The sequence below is a fragment of the Mesorhizobium sp. B2-4-18 genome, assembly GCF_006441385.1.
Classification (GTDB): Bacteria; Pseudomonadota; Alphaproteobacteria; order Rhizobiales; family Rhizobiaceae; genus Mesorhizobium; species Mesorhizobium australicum.
Genome location: NZ_VFUW01000014.1, coordinates 1 through 18,889 on the forward strand (window position 1 = coordinate 1; position 18,889 = coordinate 18,889).

General features: G+C 62.4%; 19 protein-coding genes. 15 read left to right on the forward strand and 4 right to left on the reverse strand.

All coding sequences use genetic code 11. The features are described 5' to 3' along the window. The 7 genes from FJ527_RS26190 to FJ527_RS26220 form a co-directional block, all read left to right on the forward strand. Positions 1-240, forward strand: a 240-nt coding sequence (locus FJ527_RS26190) for a 2-oxo acid dehydrogenase subunit E2 (RefSeq protein WP_181166494.1), incomplete at its 5' end; no start/stop codon positions are given. Positions 241-254: 14 nt separating this feature from the next. Further along, on the forward strand, positions 255-668 hold the full coding sequence (locus FJ527_RS26195; RefSeq protein WP_140824395.1) for a hypothetical protein: 414 nt from the start codon (positions 255-257) through the stop codon (positions 666-668). A 4-nt stretch (positions 669-672) separates the two neighbouring features. Continuing rightward, positions 673-1,308: an SGNH/GDSL hydrolase family protein gene (locus FJ527_RS26200; RefSeq protein ID WP_015317930.1), complete on the forward strand. Its 636-nt coding sequence runs from the start codon at positions 673-675 to the stop codon at positions 1,306-1,308. Positions 1,309-1,324: 16 nt separating this feature from the next. Next, on the forward strand, positions 1,325-2,773 hold the full coding sequence (gene lpdA / locus FJ527_RS26205) for a dihydrolipoyl dehydrogenase (RefSeq protein WP_140717238.1): 1,449 nt from the start codon (positions 1,325-1,327) through the stop codon (positions 2,771-2,773). Between the two features lie 99 nt (positions 2,774-2,872). Next, entirely contained in the window at positions 2,873-3,130 is a 258-nt protein-coding gene (locus FJ527_RS26210; protein WP_140619600.1) for a GlsB/YeaQ/YmgE family stress response membrane protein, read from the forward strand. Positions 3,131-3,267: 137 nt separating this feature from the next. Next, the gene (gene lipA, locus FJ527_RS26215) at positions 3,268-4,233 is read left to right on the forward strand and encodes a lipoyl synthase (RefSeq protein WP_140664404.1); all 966 of its coding nucleotides are present in this window, start codon (positions 3,268-3,270) and stop codon (positions 4,231-4,233) included. A gap of 10 nt (positions 4,234-4,243) precedes the next feature. Then, the gene (locus FJ527_RS26220) at positions 4,244-4,702 is read left to right on the forward strand and encodes a type II toxin-antitoxin system RatA family toxin (RefSeq protein ID WP_023773674.1); all 459 of its coding nucleotides are present in this window, start codon (positions 4,244-4,246) and stop codon (positions 4,700-4,702) included. Here FJ527_RS26220 and FJ527_RS26225 read toward each other — a convergent pair. Next, the gene (locus FJ527_RS26225) at positions 4,678-5,187 is read right to left on the reverse strand and encodes a CinA family protein (RefSeq protein WP_140824396.1); all 510 of its coding nucleotides are present in this window, start codon (positions 5,185-5,187) and stop codon (positions 4,678-4,680) included. The genes FJ527_RS26220 and FJ527_RS26225 overlap by 25 nt on opposite strands. Next, complete coding sequence (locus tag FJ527_RS26230; protein WP_140824397.1) at positions 5,184-6,413, reverse strand: bifunctional 2-C-methyl-D-erythritol 4-phosphate cytidylyltransferase/2-C-methyl-D-erythritol 2,4-cyclodiphosphate synthase; 1,230 nt, start codon at positions 6,411-6,413, stop codon at positions 5,184-5,186. The genes FJ527_RS26225 and FJ527_RS26230 overlap by 4 nt, the downstream gene beginning before the upstream one ends. A gap of 140 nt (positions 6,414-6,553) precedes the next feature. Between FJ527_RS26230 and dusB the strand changes: the two genes are divergently transcribed. From dusB to hflX, 8 genes are all read left to right on the forward strand, one after another. Next, positions 6,554-7,582, forward strand: coding sequence for a tRNA dihydrouridine synthase DusB (gene dusB, locus FJ527_RS26235; protein WP_140824398.1), 1,029 nt, complete (start codon positions 6,554-6,556; stop codon positions 7,580-7,582). Next, positions 7,579-8,721 carry a nitrogen regulation protein NR(II) gene (locus FJ527_RS26240; RefSeq protein ID WP_140824399.1) on the forward strand — a complete coding sequence of 381 codons (1,143 nt, stop codon included), beginning with the start codon at positions 7,579-7,581 and terminating at the stop codon, positions 8,719-8,721. Before dusB ends, FJ527_RS26240 begins: the two co-directional genes overlap by 4 nt. Then, the gene (gene ntrC / locus FJ527_RS26245) at positions 8,718-10,178 is read left to right on the forward strand and encodes a nitrogen regulation protein NR(I) (protein WP_140824400.1); all 1,461 of its coding nucleotides are present in this window, start codon (positions 8,718-8,720) and stop codon (positions 10,176-10,178) included. Before FJ527_RS26240 ends, ntrC begins: the two co-directional genes overlap by 4 nt. A gap of 130 nt (positions 10,179-10,308) precedes the next feature. After that, complete coding sequence (locus FJ527_RS26250) at positions 10,309-12,594, forward strand: PAS domain-containing sensor histidine kinase (RefSeq protein ID WP_181166495.1); 2,286 nt, start codon at positions 10,309-10,311, stop codon at positions 12,592-12,594. Continuing rightward, entirely contained in the window at positions 12,584-13,945 is a 1,362-nt protein-coding gene (locus FJ527_RS26255; protein ID WP_015317919.1) for a sigma-54 dependent transcriptional regulator, read from the forward strand. The genes FJ527_RS26250 and FJ527_RS26255 overlap by 11 nt, the downstream gene beginning before the upstream one ends. 86 nt (positions 13,946-14,031) lie before the next feature. Beyond that, positions 14,032-14,895, forward strand: coding sequence for a D-amino-acid transaminase (locus tag FJ527_RS26260; RefSeq protein ID WP_140824401.1), 864 nt, complete (start codon positions 14,032-14,034; stop codon positions 14,893-14,895). Between the two features lie 144 nt (positions 14,896-15,039). Then, a complete protein-coding gene (gene hfq / locus FJ527_RS26265) occupies positions 15,040-15,285 on the forward strand; it encodes an RNA chaperone Hfq (protein ID WP_006202172.1) in 246 nt (81 codons plus the stop codon). Then, the gene (gene hflX / locus FJ527_RS26270; RefSeq protein ID WP_140824402.1) at positions 15,286-16,677 is read left to right on the forward strand and encodes a GTPase HflX; all 1,392 of its coding nucleotides are present in this window, start codon (positions 15,286-15,288) and stop codon (positions 16,675-16,677) included. 60 nt (positions 16,678-16,737) lie between these two features. Here the strand turns inward: hflX and mazG are convergent, their stop codons facing one another. Continuing rightward, positions 16,738-17,562: a nucleoside triphosphate pyrophosphohydrolase gene (gene mazG, locus FJ527_RS26275; protein WP_140824403.1), complete on the reverse strand. Its 825-nt coding sequence runs from the start codon at positions 17,560-17,562 to the stop codon at positions 16,738-16,740. An 89-nt stretch (positions 17,563-17,651) separates the two neighbouring features. Then, on the reverse strand, positions 17,652-18,836 hold the full coding sequence (locus FJ527_RS26280; protein ID WP_140824466.1) for an amino acid aminotransferase: 1,185 nt from the start codon (positions 18,834-18,836) through the stop codon (positions 17,652-17,654). Positions 18,837-18,889: the final 53 nt, after the last annotated feature.

Sequence of the window (18,889 nt, forward strand, 5' to 3'; positions counted from 1 at the left end):
AATCTCGGCATGTTCGGCATCAAGGACTTTGCCGCCGTCATCAACCCGCCGCATGCGACGATCCTGGCGGTCGGCGCCGGCGAGGAGCGGGCGGTGGTCAGGAACGGCGAGATCAGAATAGCCACCGTGATGTCGGTGACGCTGTCAACCGACCATCGTGCGGTTGATGGCGCGCTGGGGGCCGAACTGCTGGTCGCCTTCAAGAAGCTGATCGAGAATCCGATGGGCATGCTGGTCTAGGAAAGGGAAAGGCTGTGCGGATATTCTTCACCAGCCTTTTCGCCTTTTTGATTTCCGGCTTGGCCGGCGGCCTTATCGCGCAATGGTTGGCTGTCGCCACCGGCGCCGAGGAAGAATACATCATCGTCTTCATGTTCTCGGTGCTGGTGACTTTTGTCGTCACCTTCATCTTCTTCGTTGCGCAATTGACGAACGATCCGGTCGCGGCCGTCGCCAGCGCAGGCAAGTGGACGCTGATTGCCTTTGTGGCGCTTCTCGTCCTGCTGGTCGCGCTGATCCTCTACAGCGACAGCAGCGCCGCGCTGGTCAGGAAAGACATACCGATGGTTGCCGGTCTCGGTCTGCCGGGCCTGGTGACGATCGTCATCCATTGGTTGTTCGTACGCTGGCGCGTGAAGCGCGGCGTGGCCGACACAAAGGCAGGTTGAACGGATGAAGACGGTGCTTTGTTACGGCGACTCGCTGACCTGGGGCTACAATGCCGAGGGCGGCCGTCATGGGCTCGGGGATCGCTGGCCAAGCGTCCTGCAAGCAGGCCTCGGCGAAGGCGTTCAAGTCGTCGCGGAGGGGCTCAATGGCCGCACCACCGCCTTCGACGATCATCTGGCCGGAGCCGATCGCAACGGCGCGCGGCTGCTGCCGACAGTGTTGACGACGCATGCGCCGATCGACCTGATCGTCATCATGCTCGGCGCCAATGACATGAAGCCATGGATCCATGGCAACCCGGTTGCCGCCAAGCAAGGCATCCAGCGGCTGATCGATATCGTGCGTGGCCACGACTATCCGTTCGACTGGCCGGCACCGCAGATACTGATCGTTTCGCCGCCTCTTGTCAGCCGCACCGAAAATGCCGACTTCAGGGAGATGTTCGCCGGCGGCGATGAGGCCTCGAAGCAGCTTGCGCCGCAATACGCCGCACTCGCCGACGAGGTCGGCTGCGGCTTCTTCGACGCTGGCACGGTGGCGCAAACAACACCTCTCGATGGCGTCCACCTCGATGCCGAGAATACGCGAAACATTGGCGAGGCGCTGACGCCGGTCGTGCGCGTCATGCTGGAATTGTGATTGAAGGAGAAAACCCGTGGCTGAGAACTACGACGTCATCATCATCGGCTCCGGTCCCGGCGGCTATGTCACCGCGGTGCGCTCCGCCCAGCTCGGCTTCAAGACGGCGATCGTCGAGCGCGAGCATCTGGGCGGCATCTGTCTGAATTGGGGCTGTATTCCGACCAAGGCGCTGCTGCGGTCGGCCGAGATCATGCATTATTCCGATCATCTGAAGGATTACGGCCTGAAGCTCGATGGCGGCAAGATCAGTGCCGATACCGCTGCCGTCGTCGATCGGTCGCGAAAAGTGTCGCTCAGGCTCAATGGCGGCGTCGCCTTCCTGATGAAGAAGAACAAGGTCGACGTCATCTGGGGCGAGGCCAAACTATCCAAGCCCGGTGAGATCGTGGTTTCCAAGACGGCCAAGAAGCCGATGGAGCCGCAGCCGCCGGTGCCGAAAGGCGTCAAGGGCGAGGGCACCTACACCGCCAAGCACATCATCCTGGCGACCGGCGCCCGGCCGCGCGCTCTGCCCGGCATAGAGCCGGACGGCAAGCTGATCTGGACCTATTTCGAAGCCATGGTGCCGAAGGAGATGCCGAAGTCGCTGCTGGTGATGGGCTCAGGCGCCATCGGCATCGAATTCGCCTCCTTCTATCGCACAATGGGCGCCGAGGTCACGGTGGTCGAGCTGCTGCCGGCGGTGATGCCGGTCGAGGACGCCGAGGTCTCGAAATTCGCGCAAAAGCAGTTCGAGAAGCAAGGCATGAAGATCATCCTCGAGGCCAAGGTAACCAAGGTCGAGAAGGGGACGAACTCGATTACCGCGCATGTCGAGATGAAAGACGGCAAGGTCGAGAAGATCACCGCCGATCGCATGATCTCGGCCGTTGGCGTCCAGGGCAATATCGAGAACCTCGGCCTTGAAGCACTCGGTGTTAAGACCGAGCGCGGTTGCGTGGTCATCGACGGTTACGGCAAGACCAATGTGCCTGGTATCTACGCCATCGGCGATGTCGCCGGTCCGCCCATGCTTGCTCACAAGGCCGAGCACGAGGGCGTCGTGTGCGTCGAGAAGATCGCGAATTTCCCCGGTGTTCATGCCACGGACAAGCTCAAGATCCCCGGCTGCACCTACTGCAATCCGCAGGTCGCCTCGGTCGGACTGACGGAAGCAAAAGCCAAGGCCGAGGGCAAGGATATCCGCGTCGGCCGGTTCCAGTTCGGAGCCAACGGCAAAGCCATTGCGCTTGGGGAAGACCAGGGCTTCATCAAGACCATCTTCGACAAGAAGACCGGTCAGTTGCTCGGCGCACACATGGTCGGCGCCGAAGTCACGGAACTGATCCAGGGTTTTGTTGTGGCGATGAACCTCGAAACCACTGAGGAAGAGCTGATGCACACCATCTTCCCGCATCCGACGCTATCCGAGATGATGAAGGAAAGCGTGCTCGACGCCTATGGCCGCGCCTTGAACGCATGATAGATTCCCCGCGGGAGACTCAGCTGTCAAAGCCGTGGGATCTCGACGGCGAGGCAGTTCGTTTCCCAATGCATTTTTACTGGCGCAAGGAGAAGGCATATGCACTTGAACGGCGTGGGCTGGATCGCAGCAATCATCATCGGCGGCCTGGCAGGCTGGTTGGCCGAAATGGTCATGAAGAGCAACACCGGCATATTCATGAACATTATCATGGGCATCGTTGGCGCGGTGGTGCTGAATGCAGTCCTGCAGGCCCTCAACATCGGCGTATTCGGCGTCGGCTGGACCGCCTATCTGATCACCGGATTCATCGGTGCCTGCCTGCTGATCTGGGTAGGTCGCCTGGTGCGCCGTTAGTCGATATCGTTTTCGGCTATGCGAAAACGGTTGTAGCGGCATGCGCCGCTGCAGCCTTTTTCTTTGTCCCGAAAAGTCCTAGATGACGTTAAAGTGACGATCGCCGACGGGCGGTCGCAAGAAAGGCCAGGGTTCAGATGGTCACTGTCCTCGACACGATCGCCAACGCGCCGCGGCTGCGGCATCCCGAGAAGGCCCACAAGCCCGACCAGGAGGTATTGCGCAAGCCGGACTGGATCCGCGTCAAGGCGCCGGTGTCGAAGGGATATGCCGAGACACGTGAGATCGTGAAATCGCACAAGCTGGTGACCGTATGCGAAGAGGCCGGTTGCCCGAACATCGGCGAGTGCTGGGAAAAGAAGCACGCCACCTTCATGATCATGGGCGAGATATGCACGCGCGCCTGCGCCTTCTGCAATGTCGCCACTGGCATCCCGACCGCACTCGACTCCGACGAGCCCGCGCGTGTCGCGCATGCCGTCAAGCAAATGGGCCTCAGCCACGTCGTCATCACCTCCGTTGACCGCGACGATCTCGACGATGGCGGTGCGCAGCACTTCGCCGATGTCATCCGTGCGATCCGGGCGGCAACGCCTCTGACGACGATCGAAATCCTGACGCCCGATTTCCTGCGCAAGGAAGGCGCACTGGAGATCGTCGTGGCGGCCCGGCCCGACGTCTTCAACCACAACCTCGAAACCGTGCCGTCGAATTATCTTAAGGTCCGGCCGGGCGCCCGCTATTTCCACTCGATCCGGCTGCTGCAGCGGGTCAAGGAACTCGATCCGTCGATTTTCACCAAGTCCGGCATCATGGTCGGCCTTGGCGAGGAGCGGAACGAAATCCTGCAATTAATGGACGATCTGCGTTCGGCCAATGTCGACTTCATGACCATCGGCCAATACCTGCAGCCGTCGAAGAAGCACCACCCGGTGATCCGCTTCGTCACGCCGGAGGAATTCAAGTCCTTCGAGACGATCGGCAAGACCAAGGGTTTCCTGCTGGTGGCATCGAGCCCGCTGACACGCTCTTCGCACCATGCCGGCGACGATTTCGCCCGGCTGCGCGCCGCGCGCGAAGCGCAGCTCCAGAAATTGGTCTAACGCCGGTTTCATGCCGAAATTCGAAGCCACCCGCCGCGTCGCCCACACGCCTGAGCAGATGTTCGCGCTGGTCGCCGACATCGAAACTTACCCGCAATTCCTGCCGCTTTGCGAAGCGTTGACGGTCCGCTCGCGCAAGGAGCGTGACGGCCGCACCATCCTCGTGGCCGACATGAGCATCGGCTATAAGGCGATCCGGGAGACTTTCACGACGCAGGTGCTGCTCAAGCCCGACGAACATGCCATCGACGTGAAGTATATTGACGGCCCGTTCAAATATCTGAGCAATGTCTGGCGGTTCGAGCCGGATGGTGCCGGTTGTGCCGTGCGCTTCTTCATCGACTATGAATTCAAGAGCCGCATCCTGGGTGCGCTGATGGGCACGATGTTCGATCGTGCCTTCCGCATGTTCGCCGAGGCTTTCGAAAAGCGCGCCGACATCATCTACGGCAAGAAACCGGCAGCCTGACTCTCGCCAAGCGCCTGCAAGCCGATCTCAAGTGCATGATGGACGGTTTCCCGGCGGATGAAGTCACGGCCATTGTCGGCAAACAGCTTGTGTTCAGCCGTCACGGGTCGGCCGTCCACCGCAACGCCAAACCAGACCAGCCCGACCGGCTTTTCCCTGGAACCGCCACCCGGACCGGCAATGCCGGTGACGGCCAGCGCCAGCCCGGCACGCGAACGGGCGAGCGCTCCGGCGGCCATCTCGATGGCTGTCTCGCCCGAGACCGCACCATGCACCTCGAGCGTGGCGGCGCGAACGCCGAGCATGTCCATCTTGGCTTCGTTGGAATAGGTGATGAAGCCGCGATCGACCACGGCGGAAGAACCGGCAATGTCGGTCAGCGCGGCGATGATCATCCCGCCGGTACAGCTTTCCGCGGTCGCCAGCATGATGCCGCGCTGCCGGCACGCCTCAAACAGGGCGATTGCCAGTTCGCTGTTGGTCATTCCGGAACCTCGCCTGGAAACACCACGCTGGCGGTGGCGATCGCCGCGATACCTTCCTCGCGACCGACAAAGCCGAGCTTCTCGTTGGTTGTCGCCTTGACCGAGATGCGGTCGGCGGAAATCCCCAGCATTAGGGAAAGGACTGATGTCATCACCTCGCGGTGCGGGCCGACGCGCGGCGCCTCGCAGATCAGCGTGATATCGGCATTGGCGATGCGTCCGCCGCGCTCGCGCACCAGTCTTGCGGCATGTTCGACGAATATCCGCGATGCAGCGCCTTTCCACTGCGGATCGGATGGAGGAAAGTGCGTGCCGATGTCGCCGGCCCCGCAGGTCGCCAGCAGCGCGTCGGTCAGGGCGTGCAGGCCGACATCCGCGTCGGAATGACCCGAAAGTTTCCTGTCATGCGGGATGGCGACGCCACAAAGCGTAACATGGTCGCCGGGCTCGAAGGCGTGGACATCGTAGCCATTGCCGGTGCGGATATCGGGAAAGTGTGTCCGCTCGCTGGAAAGTCGCTGGTGCGCCATCGCGATGTCCCGTGCCCATGTGAGTTTGACATTGTCGGGCGATCCCGGAACGAGCTTTACCGGCATTTGCATCCATTCGGCGATCGACGCGTCGTCGGTAAAGTCGGATTTGCCGCTGTTATAGGCTTGCTCATGCATCGTCATGATCGCGAGGAAGGGAAAGCCTTGCGGTGTTTGCGCCGCGTGCAGCCCGCTCCGTGGCACCGTTTCGCCGACCATGCCGGTCGCCGATTCGCGTTTCAGCGTATCGGCGACCGGCAGGGCGGGAAGAGCGCCTTCACGTTCGCCGATGGCCGCGATGGTGCGGTCGATCAGATCCATGTCGACAAAGGGGCGCGCGGCGTCGTGGATGAGGACCTTGTCCGGCGCGTAGCTTCTCAGCGCCTGCAGCCCGAGCCGAACCGAATCCTGCCTGGTCGCGCCTCCGGCAATTGCCGTTACCCGATCCGCATCGGTTCCGACCGCTTGCTGAAAAAGCTCGCGGTCCTCTGCATGGATCGCCACGACAATACGGCCGATGAGTGGGTGCGCCAGAAAAATGTCTATCACACGAGCGATAACGGCGCGTCCGCCAATTCGTTGATATTGCTTCGGACCATCGGTTTGTCCGGCGCGCGCGCCGCGGCCGGCCGCGACGATAACCACCGCGACTTTGCCACCCGGATCCGGAGCCTGATTTTCGGTTGCGCCAGTCATGCAGTCCGGTCCTAGTCGCGGCCAAGGCCGAAGGCCAGCATTTTCCCAATTGCGCCTTAATGTGGCGTCATTCCGCGTTGCACATTTCTCTCGATCTGGCTAGAGAATGTGCAACGAATGGACGTGCTTGGTTTTTGTGCATGGTTAACTTGACCGGATTGGCCCAGTCTCTCGACGTCGGCGACGTCAGAATACGCAACCGCGTCTTCCTCGCGCCAATGTCGGGGATCACGGACGAGGCGTTCAGGCAGCGCGCCCATGGGCATGGCGCAGGCCTGGTCGTGTCCGAAATGGTGGCCAGCGGCGAGCTCGCCAAGGGCAGGGCGGGTTGTGGCCTGCGGATACGCCATTCCGGACTGCCCGTCCATATGGTGCAGCTTGCCGGGCGCGAGGCCAAGCATATGGCCGAAGGCGCGCGGATCGCCGCCGGCGAGGGCGCCGACATCATCGACATCAACATGGGCTGCCCGGCCAAGAAGGTCACCGGTGGCTATGCCGGTTCGGCATTGATGCTGGATTTAGACCACGCGCTCTCGCTGATCGAGGCCGTGGTAGGCGTGGTCCAGGTGCCGGTGACGGTCAAGATGCGGCTGGGTTGGGACGAAGGCGTGCTCAACGCTCCTATCCTGGCGCGCCGGGCCGAGCAGGCGGGCGTCAGGATGGTCACGGTCCATGGCCGCACACGCTGTCAGTTCTACCAGGGCAAGGCGGACTGGCGCGCCATCGCTCGCGTCAAGGAGGCTGTTTCCATTCCGGTCGTCGCCAATGGCGATGTCTGCTCCCCAAGCGAGGCAGCCGCCGTTCTCGAACAGTCCGGCGCCGATGCGTTGATGGTCGGCCGCGCCCATTATGGCGCGCCGTGGGTCGCCGGCGGCATCGCTGCGGCTGCCGCCGGGACATTTTCGCCCGGCATTCCCCAGACCCCGCAAGCGCTTACCGATTATGTCGTCGCCCACTACGAGGACATGCTGGCGCTTTACGGCATCGAGAGCGGCCTGCGCCAGGCGCGCAAGCATCTGGGCTGGTATCTCGATCGACATGCCGGGGGTGTCGCTGGCGAGAGTAGGAAAGCGATATTGACCGCGTCCGAACCGGCCCGCGTCATTGCCTTGCTGCGTGACGTGTTTTCGCGCGACCCGCAAACCTTGAACCTGCGGAGCGCCGCATGATCGCAACCCCTGGCCAAGGCGTTGAAATGGCGGATGCCGCCCAGATCGTGCTAAACACGATCCGCCGCCCGGTGATCATGATCAGCGAGGAAGGCTTCATCACCTTCGCCAATGCCGATGCCGAGGACTTCTTTCGCTCCAGCGCGACCATGCTGGCGCGCAACACCCTGTCCAAGCTCATACCCTTCGGCAGTCCGCTGCTGACACTGGTCGACCAGGTGCGCGAGCGCCGCGCGCCCGTCAACGAATATCGGGTCGACGTTTCGTCGCCGCGCCTCGGCATCGAAAAGGTCGTCGATCTCTATGTCGCGCCGGTGCCGGAGTTTCCGGGCTCCGTCGTGGTCATGTTCCAGGAGCGGTCGATGGCCGACAAGATCGACCGGCAGATGACGCATCGCGGCGCGGCGCGCTCGGTGACCGGTCTGGCGGCGATGCTGGCGCATGAGATCAAGAACCCGCTCTCCGGCATCAGGGGGGCGGCTCAGCTGCTCGAGCTGTCCGCTTCCGATGAGGATCGCGCGCTGACGCGGCTGATCACCGACGAGACGGACCGTATCGTATCGCTGGTCGACCGCATGGAGGTGTTTTCCGACGAGCGGCCGATCGACCGCTATCCCGTCAACATCCATGTGGTGCTCGATCACGTGAAAGCGATCGCAAAGAACGGTTTCGCTAGGAAAATCAAAATACTGGAGGACTATGATCCATCATTGCCTCCGGTGTTTGCCAATCGTGATCAGCTGATCCAGGTGTTCCTTAATCTGATCAAGAACGCCGCCGAGGCAATCGGTAGCGACCCCCAGGGCGAGATCGTGCTGTCCACCGCCTTCCGGCCCGGTATTCGCGTTTCGGTTCCGGGGACGCAGGACCGCGTGTCGCTGCCGCTGGAGTTCTGCGTGCGCGACAATGGTTCCGGCGTGTCGGAGGATATCCTGCCGATCCTGTTCGATCCCTTCATCACCACCAAGCCGAACGGCTCGGGGCTCGGGCTGGCGCTGGTCGCCAAGATCGTCGGTGAACATGGCGGCATCATCGAATGCGATTCGACGCCGCGCGCGACAACATTCCGGGTTCTGATGCCGGCCTGGAAGGAAACGGCGCTTGGCGCTGATCAAGACGGTGAAGGAGACCGCAAATGACCGTTCGCGGCAATATTCTGGTCGCCGACGACGACGCTGCGATCCGCACCGTTCTCAATCAGGCCCTGTCGCGTGTCGGTCACGAGGTGCGCGTCACCTCCAACGCGTCGACTCTGTGGCGCTGGGTCGCGGCCGGCGAGGGTGATCTCGTCATCACCGACGTCGTGATGCCGGACGAGAACGCTTTCGACATGCTGCCGCGCATCAAGAAGGCGCGGCCGGAACTGCCTGTCATCGTCATGAGCGCCCAGAATACTTTCATGACGGCGATCCGCGCTTCCGAAACGGGCGCCTATGAATATCTGCCGAAGCCTTTCGATCTGACCGAACTCCTCAACATCGTCAACCGCGCTTTGTCCGAGCCCCGGCGGCCGAAGATCGATGCCAGGCAAGAAGAGCCGCCCGAAACGATGCCGCTGGTCGGCCGTTCGGCGGCCATGCAGGACATCTACCGCATGCTGGCGCGCATGATGCAGACCGACCTGACGGTGATGATTTCGGGCGAATCGGGCACCGGCAAGGAACTGGTGGCACGAGCGCTGCATGAATATGGGCGCCGTCGTGGCGGCCCGTTCGTTGCCATCAACATGGCGGCTATCCCGCGCGACCTTATTGAATCGGAACTGTTCGGTCACGAGAAGGGCGCCTTCACCGGCGCGCAGAGCCGCTCGACTGGCCGTTTCGAGCAGGCGGAGGGCGGCACGCTGTTCCTTGACGAGATCGGCGACATGCCGATGGAGGCGCAGACGCGCTTGCTGCGCGTCCTGCAGCAGGGCGAGTACACGACTGTCGGCGGCCGCACGCCGATCAAGACCGATGTGCGCATTGTCGCCGCCACCAACAAGGACCTGCGTACGCTGATCAACCAGGGCCTCTTCCGCGAGGATCTTTTCTACCGTCTCAATGTCGTGCCGCTCAGGTTGCCGGCCTTGCGCGAACGCTCCGAGGATGTGCCCGATCTGGTGCGCCATTTCTTCAAGCTCGGCGAAATGGAGGGGCTGCAGACCAAGCGCATCTCTTCCGGCGGCATCGAACTGATGAAGCGCTATCCCTGGCCAGGCAATGTGCGCGAGCTGGAAAACCTGGTCCGCAGGCTCGCCGCGCTTTATTCGCACGACGAGATTTCCGCCGAGATCATCGAGACGGAGCTCAAGACAGGCGAACGCCCCGTGGTACCGGGTGGCGGCAACCTCATTCCCGACGATCTTTCCATCGGGCAGGCGGTGGAGCACTTCCTGCAGCGCTATTTCGCCTCCTTTGCGGGCGAATTGCCGCCTGCCGGTCTGTACGAGCGTATCTTGTCCGAAGTCGAATATCCGTTGGTGCTGGCTTCGATGACGGCAACCCGCGGCAACCAGATCAAGGCCGCTGAGCTCCTGGGACTCAACCGCAACACCCTGCGCAAGAAGATTCGCGAATTGGGCGTCAACGTTTACAAGTCCTCCCGCCAGACCTGAGCCCGCGCTGCATACAGGATCTTTTCAGGGGACCGACCGGGGGAAAGAGTCCTGTAGTTGTCACACTTGTTGCATAATCGCCACAATGCGTTGCATAGATCGGACGCAATCACTGGCTCTAGACGGCGACATGGCTCCGCAGACACCTGTACTCAACAAACCGCTCTTCAGCGAGCCTGGCGCGCGCGACGGGCGCCGGCTGCTGGCACTGCCCGGCGTGGTGGCGGTCGTCGGTGCCTTGGTCATGGCGGCTATTTCGTTCGCCATCCTGGTCGGTGCGACACCGATTGCGCCTGACGCCAAAACGACCTGGGCGCTGATCGCTCTCAACGCCGCCTTCGTGCTCTTCCTCATCGCGCTGGTTGGACGCGAGGTGCATCGCATCGTCATGGCGCGCCGGCATGGCAAAGCGGCTTCTCGGCTGCATGTGCGCATCGTTGCCATGTTCGCTCTCGTTGCCGCCATTCCCGCCATCATGGTGGCGATCATCGCCTCGATCACGCTCGATATCGGCCTTGATCGCTGGTTCGAAATTCGCACCAAGACAATCGTCAATTCGTCCCTGTCGATCGCCGACGCCTATGTGCAGGAGAACGCGCGCAACCTGCAGGGTACGACGTTGTCGATGGCCTACGATCTCGATGCGTCGCGAACGCTCTACGGCCTCGATCGCACCGGCTTTCTCGATCTCATGAACAAGGAAGCCGTGGGGCGCTCGCTGGCGCATGCCGCCCTGATCAAGCCCGATGGCTCCTTCGTCATGAGCGCCAAGACCGATGCCGATTTCGCCATGCCGGAACCGCCGGAAGGAGCGGTGGCCACCGCCACCGACGGCAAGCCGGTGCTGATCGAGCCGCGCACGCGAAACATCATGGGCGCCATCGTCAAGCTGCGCGAGATCGATGGCCTCTATCTCTACACCATCCGTCTGGTCGACCCCGAGGTGATCAAGGCGCGGCAGATCGTCAGGTCCAACACCGACGAGTATCGCAATCTCGAGGATAACAGGCGTACCTCGCAAGTGGCGTTTGCGCTGCCCTATCTGTCGCTGACCCTGATCATCATCCTGTCGGCAATCTGGACCGGCATAGCTGTTGCCGACCGGCTCGTGCGGCCGATCCGTCAGCTGATCGGCGCTGCCGACGAAGTCGCGACCGGCAATCTCGACGTCGCGGTGCCGGTGCGGCCATCCGATGGCGATGTCGCCTCGCTCGGCGACACGTTCAACAAGATGCTGCTGGAGCTCAAATCACAACGCAACGAGATCCTGTCGGCGAAGGACCTGATCGATGAGAGGCGGCGTTTTTCGGAAGCCGTGCTTGCCGGTGTCACCGCCGGCGTCATCGGCGTCGACCCTTACGGCATCATCACCATCGTCAATCGTTCCGCCGAATCGATGCTGGCCGTTTCCGCCAGCGCGGCACTTGGGCAGAATCTTTCCGCGATCCTGCCGCATGTCGGCCGCGTCTTCGAGATCGGCCGTAAATCCGGCAAGCCGGTCTACCGCGAACAGGTGACCTTCTATCGCGCCGGCGCCGAGCGGACCTTCAATGTGCAGGTCACCATCGAGGCAGGCGATGACGGCTCGGAGGAAAAATCCTATGTCGTGACCGTCGACGACATCACCGATCTGGTTCAGGCCCAGCGCTCATCCGCTTGGGCCGACGTGGCGCGGCGCATTGCCCACGAGATCAAGAATCCGCTGACGCCGATCCAGCTTTCCGCCGAACGCATCAAGCGTCGCTACGGCAAGGTCATCACCGAAGACCGCGAGGTTTTCGACCAATGCACCGACACCATCATTCGCCAGGTGGAGGATATCGGCCGCATGGTCGACGAGTTCTCGGCTTTCGCGCGCATGCCAAAGCCCGAGATGAAGGCCATCGACCTGCGCGAATCGCTGCGCGAGGCTTCCTTCCTGGTCGAAGTCAGCCGCGCCGACATCACCTTCGAGCGGATATTCGGCAACGAGCCGCTCAAGGGCACGTTCGACAGCCGGCTGATGGCCCAGGCTTTCGGCAATGTGATCAAGAATGCCGCCGAGGCGATCGACGGACTGGAACATAAGGACGGTTCGCACGGCATAATCCGGATTCAAGCCGGCCGTCAGAATGGCGCGATTCGCATCGATGTCATCGACAATGGCAAAGGCCTGCCGCGCGAGAATCGCCAACGGTTGCTGGAGCCCTATATGACCACGCGTGAAAAGGGCACCGGGCTTGGTCTCGCTATCGTCAAGAAGATCGTGGAGGACCATGGCGGCAGGCTGGAACTCCATGACGCGCCTGCGGATTTCCACGGCGGGCGCGGCGCGATGATCAGCATCATCCTGCCGCCTGCAACCAGCGCGCTGCCGCGCGGCGAAACCAAGGCGGACCACGAAAGAGAAACTGAAAAGGTCGATAATGGCGTCTGATATTCTCATCGTCGATGACGAGGAAGACATCCGCGAACTCGTCGCGGGCATCCTGAGTGACGAGGGTCACGAAACCCGTACGGCATTCGATGCCGACAGCGCACTGGCGGCTATCGCCGACCGAGCACCGAGGCTGATCTTCCTTGATATCTGGCTGCAGGGTTCGCGTCTGGACGGCTTGGCGCTGCTCGACGAGATCAAGACCATGCACCCGAACCTGCCGGTAGTGATGATTTCAGGCCACGGCAACATCGAAACGGCGGTTTCCGCCATCCGTCGCGGCGCCTATGATTTCATCGAAAAGCCGTTCAAGGCCGACAGGCTGATCCTCATTGCCGAACGCGCACTCGAGACCTCGAAACTGCGCCGCGAAGTTTCCGACCTCAAGCTGCGCAGCGGCGAGACTTTCGATTTGATCGGCATGTCCTCGGCGATGAGCCAGTTGCGCCAGACAATCGAGCGTGTCGCGCCGACCAACAGCCGGGTGATGATCGTTGGCCCTTCCGGATCGGGCAAGGAACTGGCCGCCCGCGCCATTCATACGCTGTCGACGCGCAAGGGCGGGCCGTTCGTGACGCTGAGCGCCGCCAATATCACGCCTGAACGCATGGAGATCGAACTGTTCGGCACCGAATCGAACGGGGTCGAACGCAAGGTGGGGGCGCTGGAGGAGGCCCATCGCGGCATTCTCTACATCGACGAAGTGGCCGACATGCCGCGCGAGACGCAGAACAAGATTTTGCGCGTCCTGGTCGAACAGCAATTCGAGCGGGTGGGCGGTACTAAGCGGGTCAAGGTCGACGTCCGCATCATTTCCTCGACCTCCCAGAACCTCGAGGCGATGATCGCCGACGGGCGTTTCCGCGAGGATCTCTACCACCGGCTCGCCGTGGTTCCGGTCATGGTGCCGGGACTGGCCGAGCGGCGCGAGGACATTCCCTATCTCGTCGACAACTTCATGAAGCAGATCGCCCGCCAGGCTGGCATCAAGCCACGCCGTATCGGCGACGACGCGCTGGCCGTGCTGCAGGCGCACAACTGGCCCGGCAACGTGCGCCAGTTGCGCAACAACGTCGAGCGACTGATGATCCTGGCGCGCGGCGAGGACGTGGACGCGCCGATCACCGCGGATCTGCTGCCGTCCGAAATCGGCGATGTCATGCCGCGCACGCCGAACCAGTCGGACCAGCATATAATGGCGCTGCCGCTGCGCGAGGCACGCGAACAGTTCGAAAAGGACTATCTGATCGCCCAGATCAACCGGTTCGGCGGCAACATTTCGAAGACAGCCGAGTTCATCGGCATGGAGCGTTCCGCCTTGCACCGCAAGCTGAAGTCGCTGGGCGTCTGACCCAATCCTCGGTGGCCCACGCGATTGTCCGTTACCTGCACGGCGGAATCGCTTAAACAGGCCGAACCAAATCTCCCGAGGTGACCATGCCGCGCATTGCCTATGTGAACGGGCGCTACATCACTCATGCCGATGCCTCCGTGCATATCGAGGATCGCGGCTATCAGTTCGCCGACGGTGTCTACGAGGTCTGCGAGGTGGCGCGCGGCTTCATCGTCGACATGCCGCGCCACCTTGCCCGGCTGAACCGCTCGCTGACCGAACTGTCGATCGCCTGGCCGGTGACACGCAACGTGTTGCCGCTGATCCTGCGCGAAGTGGTCAACCGCAATCATGTCGTCAACGGCCTGGTCTATGTTCAGGTGACGCGCGGTGTCGCCAGCCGGGAATTTGTCTTCCCATCGGCGAACGTCAAGCCCGCGCTGGTGGTGACAGCCAGGAAGGCCGACCCTGCCGCGGGAGCCAAGCGAGCCGAGACCGGTATCGCCGTCATCACCGTGCCGGAGAACCGGTGGGACCGCGTCGACATCAAGACCGTCGGGCTGCTGCCCAATGTATTGGCCAAGCAGAAGGCCAAGGAAGCGGGCGCGCAGGAGGCGTGGTTCGTGGATGCCGACGGCAACGTCAAGGAGGGCGGGTCGTCGAATGCCTGGATCGTTACCAGGGATGGCGTTCTGGTCACCCGGCCGGCCGAACATGGCATTCTGCGCGGCATCACGCGCACCACCATGTTCGAAGTCGCGGCAAGGCTCGGCCTGAAGATCGAGGAACGGGAATTTTCCGTCGCCGAGGCCAAAGCGGCCCGCGAAGCATTCATCAGTTCCGCGACGACTATTGCCATGCCGATCGTGGCCATTGACGGCGATCCCATAGCCAATGGCCACCCCGGCTCAATAACACTTTCGTTGCGGCATGCCTTTTTTGACATTGCGGAAAAAAGTCCAGCCTGATAACCGCACAGGTGGAATGAACATCAATATATCTCGTTCTGCTTGTCGTTACTGACGGCAAGAGGGTGTTTGCGCGCTTGACATGTGCCCGCTAATTTGGCGCATTGGCTGCAAACCGAAGGGGATCGGCGAAAGACAAAAACAATGGCGGAACGATCGCAAAACCTTCAGGACCTGTTCCTGAATTCAGTTCGCAAGAGCAAGAACCCGCTCACCATCTTTCTTATCAACGGCGTGAAGCTGACCGGCGTGGTCACTTCTTTCGATAATTTCTGCGTCCTGCTGCGCCGCGACGGTCACTCCCAACTCGTCTACAAGCACGCCATTTCCACGATCATGCCGAGCCAGCCGGTTCAGATGTTCGATGGCGAGGAAAGCCAGGGCGCCTGATTGGCACGTGAGAAGGACGCGGACGGCACGGTTCGCGGAAAACCAGCGCATCATCCCGGGACGGAAGCCAAGGGTCCGACCCGGGCCGTTGTCATTGTGCCTGTGCTTACGCGCCAACCGCGTAACGACGATGACACGAACCGTCCGCGGCTGACGCGCTCGGCCGAGGCGCGCCACGACGAAGCAGTCGGCCTTGCCCGCGCCATCGACCTTAATCTGATCCATACGGCGGTCGTGACCGTCAACGACCCGCGCCCGGCGACGTTGCTGGGCAGCGGCAAGGTCGAGGAGTTCGCCGGGATCGTCAAGGAAGGGCACGCGGAAGTGGTCATCGTCGACCATCCGCTGACGCCGGTGCAACAGCGCAATCTCGAGAAGCAATTCAACGCCAAGGTGCTGGATCGCACCGGGCTGATCCTGGAGATCTTCGGCGAGCGCGCGCGCACCAAGGAAGGCACGCTGCAGGTCGAGCTTGCCCATCTCAACTACCAGAAGGGCCGCCTGGTGCGCAGCTGGACCCACCTGGAGCGTCAGCGTGGCGGTGCCGGCTTCCTCGGCGGCCCCGGTGAAACGCAGATCGAATCCGATCGGCGGCAGCTGCAGGAAAAGATCATAAAGCTGAAGCACGAGCTGGAAACCGTGCGCCGCACCCGCGACCTGCACCGCGCCAAGCGCAAGAAGGTGCCGTTTCCAGTGGTGGCGATCGTCGGCTACACCAACGCTGGCAAGTCGACGCTGTTCAACAAGCTGACCGGAGCAGGGGTGCTGGCGCAGGACATGCTGTTCGCCACGCTGGATCCGACACTGCGCCGCGTGCGGCTGCCGCATGGCACGCCGATCATTCTTTCCGACACGGTGGGCTTCATTTCGGACCTGCCGACGCATCTGATCGCGGCGTTCCGGGCGACCTTGGAAGAGGTGGTCGAGGCCGATCTCGTCATCCACCTGCGCGACATTTCCGATCCCGACACGGCGGCGCAGGCCGAGGACGTCGAGCGCATCCTCGCCGATCTCGGCGTCGACGCCAGCGACACCAGGCGCGTGATCGAAGTCTGGAACAAGATCGACCTGCTGGACGAAGGCAACAGGCAGCGGCTGCTCGCCGATAGCGCCGACGGTTCCAAGGAGCCGCCGATTGCCGTATCGGCGGTGTCAGGCGAAGGCATCGATGCGCTGAAAGCGGTTATCGAAACGCGGATGGCCGGCGAACTGCAAGACCTGACAGTGACGATCGAGCCGGCACAATTCGGCCTCGTCGACTGGCTTTATCGCAATGGCGATGTCGTTTCGCGAACCGACAATGACGATGGCAGCGCCACCGTTTCCCTGAAGGCCACGCAAAGCGCCCGAGAAGAGATTGAAAGCCGATTGCGACGCAAAAACAACGGCTAACGCGCAGAAATTCCAGGATAAGTATCGCGCTTTCCGTCCGGAATTGCCGGAGCTATAGGCTTACCTTGCAGTCTTTGCTTCCTGCCAGAGCGCTTCCATCTCCTCCAGGCTAGCTTCCTCCAGCGAGCCGCCTGATTTTTCCAGGGCCTGCTCGACATGGTGGAAGCGTGAGCGGAATTTCTCGTTGGTGCCGCTGAGCGCCGCCTCCGAATCGAGCTTCAGGTGACGGCCGAGATTGACGACGGCAAACAACATGTCGCCGAACTCGTCCTTGATCGAGGCCGTCTCACCCCTCGCCAAAGCCTCGCGCAACTCCCCGATCTCTTCCTCGATCTTGTCCAGGATGGGAGCAGCCTCGCTCCAGTCGAAGCCGACGCGGGCGGCTTTTTCCTGAAGCTTCAGCGCTCGCGTCAAGGCGGGCAGGGCGACCGGAACGCTGTCCAGGAACCCCTTGCCGTTGTCCTCCGGGTCAAGACCGCGCGCGAGCCGGGCTTGTCGCTTCTCGGCCTTCTCCTGCGCCTTGATCTTCTCCCACATGCCCTTGGCCATGCCGGCGCTGCGGGCCTTCTCGTCGCCAAACACGTGCGGATGGCGGCGGATCATCTTGGTGGTGATGGCCTGGACAACGTCAGGGAAGGCGAATTCGCCGGCTTCCTGCGCCATCTGGGCATGGTAGACGACCTGCAGCAGGAGGTCACCGAGTTCGTCGCGCAAATCGTCGAGATCGCCGCGCGCGATGGCATCCGCCACCTCGTAGGCCTCCTCGATCGTGTAGGGCGCGATGGTGGAGAAGTCCTGCTCGATGTCCCACGGGCAGCCGGTCTTCGGCGCGCGCAACGCCGCCATGATCTCGATCAGGCGTGAAATGTCTTTCGATGGCGTCATGGTGCGGATGCTATCGCGCGAACCGCCACTCGGCCAACGCTGTCGGCCGGCGAGGGGACCTTGTCCACAGGCGCACCGTACCCGCCTCGTCAGTCCAGCACGGAAACGATCGCCTTGGCGAGGTCATCCATGCCGTCCTCGGGCAGGCCGGCGACGTTGATGCGGCTGTCGCCGACCATGTAGACGGCGTGCTCGGCGCGCAGCCTTTCGACCTGCGCTTCCGTGAGGCCGAGCCGCGAGAACATGCCACGATGGCTGGCAACGAAGTCGAAGCGGTCGGAATTGGATTGCCGGCGCAGCGCCTCGGCGAATGCGACCCTAAGCCTCAGCATACGAAGACGCATCTCTTCCAGTTCTGCTTCCCAGTCGGCACGCAGCGCGACGTCTTCCAGGACGATGCGAACTGCCGCGGCACCATGGTCGGGTGGCATCGAATACATGGCGCGCGCCGCCGACAGCATCTGGCTCATCGCGACGTCGGCCTGCGCGCCGTCCCTGGCCAGGATCATCGCCGCGCCGACACGGTCGCGGTACACCGCGAAATTCTTCGAGCAGCTCGACGCGACAACCATTTCCGGAACTTTCGCGGCCAGCAGCCGCAAGCCGAGGGCATCGGCCTCCAGGCCGTCGCCAAAGCCTTGATAGGCGATGTCGACAAATGGCAGCAGGCCGCGCTCGACGACGAGATCGGCGATGGCCTCCCACTGGGCCGCATCCAGATTGGCGCCGGTCGGATTGTGGCAGCAGCCATGCAGCAGCACCACGTCGCCGCTGTTGGCCGACCGCAGCGCCGCCAGCATGTCGTCGAAACGAACCGCTCCCGAGGCCGCATCGAAATAGGGATATTCGCGAATCTGCAGGCCGGCGGAACCCATCACTGGCATATGGTTCGGCCAGGTCGGGTCGGAGACCCAGACCGTGGCATCCGAACGCGTCCGCTTGAGCAGTTCTGCCACCAACCGCAGCGCGCCGGAGCCACCAGGCGCCTGTGCCGCCCGGATGCGCGACAGGTCCGCGCCCGGACCGAAGGCGAGCTTGGCCATCACAGTGTTGAACCCGGTATCGCCGGCAAGGCCGAGATAGGTCTTGGTATCCTGGCCCTGCAGCAGCCGCTTCTCGGCCTCGCGCACGGCCCGCATAACCGGCGTCTTGCCGTCGCGATCCTTGTAGACGCCGACACCGAGATCGACCTTGCCAGGGCGTGGATCGGCGCGATAGAGGCCGATCAGCGCAAGAATCTTGTCGGCGGGAGCTGGCTGCAGGTCTTCGAACATCATTATGGTTCCGTTGGCGCGGCGGAGTGATACGCAAATTGGCCACGTTTCAC